The organism is Microcystis sp. LE19-10.1B (genome assembly GCF_027530565.1).
Taxonomy (GTDB): Bacteria; Cyanobacteriota; Cyanobacteriia; order Cyanobacteriales; family Microcystaceae; genus Microcystis; species Microcystis aeruginosa.
In genome coordinates, this window is record NZ_JAPZQM010000770.1 from 1 (window position 1) to 3,355 (window position 3,355).

A 3,355-nucleotide genomic window follows, 5' to 3' on the forward strand; every position below is an offset into this window, starting at 1 on the left:
ATCGGGGGGAAAATTCCTGGACTTTTTCCCTGAAAATTAGGTAATTGGCCACCTCAAAACTGGTAAAACCCCACACCCCACACCCCACACCCCACACCCCACACCCTGCCACCACCGAAAAACTTTTTCAGCAGACCCTAAGTATTGTTTCCGATTGTGGCAGTCATCTTAATAGTGAGGTACTAATTTTTCGTTTTGGGGGGCCAGTCGTCACGATTCGGTCGTCAATAGCAAATTAGGTTATACTTCATCTTTAAGAAAAAAGCTGTAAGAATCGACCTCGAAAATGTCTTGACCATCGAACCCGATTCAAGGTATTCTATCAGGGTAGATCAGACAGTAATGAAATTCAGATTTAAATTGGCAATGTTAAACCAGTTAAGAATTCTAATTGTTGATGATAATGAAGTAGATCGGATCGCCGTGCGCCGATTCTTAAGAACATCGGAGATGGCGATAGAAATAACAGAAGCCGCTGACTATCAAGAGGCTAAAGAAAAGATGTCCAATAATCTTTTCGACTGTATGTTTATCGATTATCTTCTACCCGATGGAGATGGTTTGACTTTGGTGCGGGAAATTCGGCAACAGGGACTTAAAATACCCCTAATTGTTTTAACCGGTCACGGAGACGAAGGAATTGCCGTAGATATGATGAAAGCCGGTGCTTCCGATTATCTGAGTAAATTTCGTCTTTCTGCCTCGCGCTTAAATCAAGCGATGCGAAACGCCCTACGCATCTATGAAGCGGAACAAGAAGTGGCGATTGCCAAACAAGAAAAAGAGCAATTGGCTAGACAAAAAGAAGATTTTGTTTCGAGGATGACCCACGATTTGCGAACTCCCTTAGTGTCTGTCAATCACATATTAGAACTATTTCAAGAAGGTTTATACGGTGAGATTACTCCCGAAATGAGTCGAGTCATTCATGTGATTATTCGCAGTAATCAAAATCTCTTGGAAATGGTTAATAATCTTTTGGAAGTTTATTGTTATGAAAACGGCGAAAAGATACTTAATTTTACTAAATTAAAGATTATCGATATTCTCGAAGAAGTCTGTCAGCAGTTAACTCCCCTTGCCCGAGAAAAAGGACTAGAATTAAGCTTAAATGCCGAAAATGCCGGGGAAATTTTCCTAACTGGCGATCGCTTGGAACTGCGGCGCGTTTTTACCAATCTCATCGGCAATGCGATTAAATTTACCCAAAAGGGTGATGTGAAAATTCATCTCATCCCCGCTACAGAGGAAGATACTTTTGTCACCATTGTCGTCGAGGATACTGGTATAGGAATTTCAGCAGAAGAACTACCCCGGATTTTCGAGCGTCTGTACTCCGGTTCCCCAGACAGTTCCAACAATGGGTTAGGACTTTATCTCTCCCGTCGCATTATCGATGCTCATGGGGGAACTATTGCCGTCACCTCAGAATTAGAACGGGGTAGTAGCTTTTCTGTCCGTTTACCTGTCTAGAAAGATCGATAATAGAAAAAATACTTTCTGCCGATCGGTCACTGTTAATGGCTTCTAATTGGGATATCTTGTTAATACAAGCGGCGCGTCAGGGCAATCTCGCGCGGGTTCAAGCTTTACTGAGTCAGGGGGCAAATGTCAACGCCACTGATGGGCAAAATACTACGGCTTTAATCTATGCCGTGCAGGGGGGTCATAGGGAAATTGTGGCAATTTTGCGAGAATTTGGGGCTGATATCAACAAAAGTAAACAACCTCAAGGTTTAAGCCCTCTCATGTTAGCGGCTGCCCTCAATCACAGTCAAATCCTTGCTCAATTAATCGCCGCCAGTGCTAATGTCAATCAGGTCAATCAAGATGGTACACCAGCACTAATGATCGCCACTTATAAGGGTCATACAGCGATCGCAGAACAGTTATTAACCGCCGGCGCTCGGGTCAATATGCGCGATCAGGATGGAGATACGGCTTTATCTGTAGCGATCAAACAAAATTACGCCGCAATTGTCCATTTACTGCTCGATCGTGGTGTAGATGAAGAAATCCGTCAACAAGCTTGGTTACAGGCTCTCGTCGCCAATTGCCCAGAAATCCTCGAATTGTTTATTACCCGTGGTATGCCCCTCGATGCTCCCACTTTATCCGGGGAGACTCCCCTAATTTTGGCTGTAGAGAAGGGAAATCTCGGCAGCGTACAAACTTTACTGCAAGCGGGAGCCAATCCGAACATTAGCACGGAGGAGGGAGAAACTGCCCTGATGATCGCCGCTGCTGAGGGATATTTCGATATTGTCCGACTTTTACTTGCTCAGGGGGCCCGTGTTGACAATCAAAATCAGGCGGGAGAAACGGCCCTGCATTTAGGGACGATCGAAGGACATTTAGAGATCGTCCAGGCCTTACTACAAGCTGGCGCTTTTGTCAATCACCGTAACCATTTTGGTGATACACCCTTGCTTATCGCCACGGTGCAGGGATACGAAGCGATCGTTTTAGAATTGTTAAAACAAGGAGCGGAGCCTAACCTAACTCAGCAGGGAGAAACACCGTTAACTTTAGCTTTACAGCGCCAATTTACGGAAATCTGCCGTTATCTCCTCGAATACGGGGCTAATGCCAACGCCGTTTATCCCGATGGCAAAACCGTCCTTATGAAAGCTTGTGAGGACAATAATAGTCAATTGGTGCGCTGGTTAATCGATATCGGTGCCGATGTCAATAAACTCGATTTTAGCGGTGCTTCCCCGTTAATGTGGGCTAGTTATCACGGTTGTCTCGACACGGTTAAAGTCCTGTTAGACGGGGGAAAGGTGAACTTAAATCAGAAAAATCAAGGGGGAATGACCGCTTTAATGTTAGCTAAATTTAATCACCATCAGGCGATCGTTTCTTTATTACAACAAGCAGGAGCGATCGAGTAGGAGTGCAAGTTTAGCGATCAGCGATCAGCAGTCCCGATGCCAAAGTTGGCACCGCCAAGCATGAAAATATTCTGATTGACGAATTGGCGATATTTCAGCCTCTATTTTCAAGTCAGTGCCTCTCCTGATATGTAGCCTATACTCAACGGATTTAGTATTACTTGCGATTTTATCGCTCAATCCGAGCTTTTGGGGGGTAGAACCCCCCAAACCCCTAGGGTTGATTCCAGGTAGGGTTGATTCCAGGTAGGGTTGATTCCAGGTAGGGTTGATTCCAGGTAGGGTTGATTCATGAATCAACCCTACCCAAACCCCCCTTTGGGGTAGGGCTGTTTCATTCTCCCATCAGAATATCAAAAGTAAAAGCGATCACTGTCAGGTAAAATGAGAAGTGAACGCAAACTTTTGAAAGATATGTTGAGCTTAATAGAAAAACTAAAACAAGTCAAGGACTTTCGGAA

Annotated in this window: 3 protein-coding genes; all 3 read left to right on the plus strand. The window is 44.6% G+C overall.

Translation table 11 applies throughout. From position 1 onward, the window contains the following. The first annotated feature begins 44 nt into the window (after positions 1-44). The 3 genes from O9332_RS27815 (at position 45) to O9332_RS27825 (ending at position 2,894) form a co-directional block, all read left to right on the plus strand. A complete protein-coding gene (locus O9332_RS27815; protein WP_196219851.1) occupies positions 45-239 on the plus strand; it encodes a hypothetical protein in 195 nt (64 codons plus the stop codon). A gap of 127 nt (positions 240-366) precedes the next feature. Then, entirely contained in the window at positions 367-1,473 is a 1,107-nt protein-coding gene (locus tag O9332_RS27820; RefSeq protein WP_004162706.1) for a hybrid sensor histidine kinase/response regulator, read from the plus strand. Positions 1,474-1,493: 20 nt separating this feature from the next. Continuing rightward, the gene (locus O9332_RS27825) at positions 1,494-2,894 is read left to right on the plus strand and encodes an ankyrin repeat domain-containing protein (protein ID WP_323131880.1); all 1,401 of its coding nucleotides are present in this window, start codon (positions 1,494-1,496) and stop codon (positions 2,892-2,894) included. The last annotated feature ends 461 nt before the right edge of the window (positions 2,895-3,355 follow it).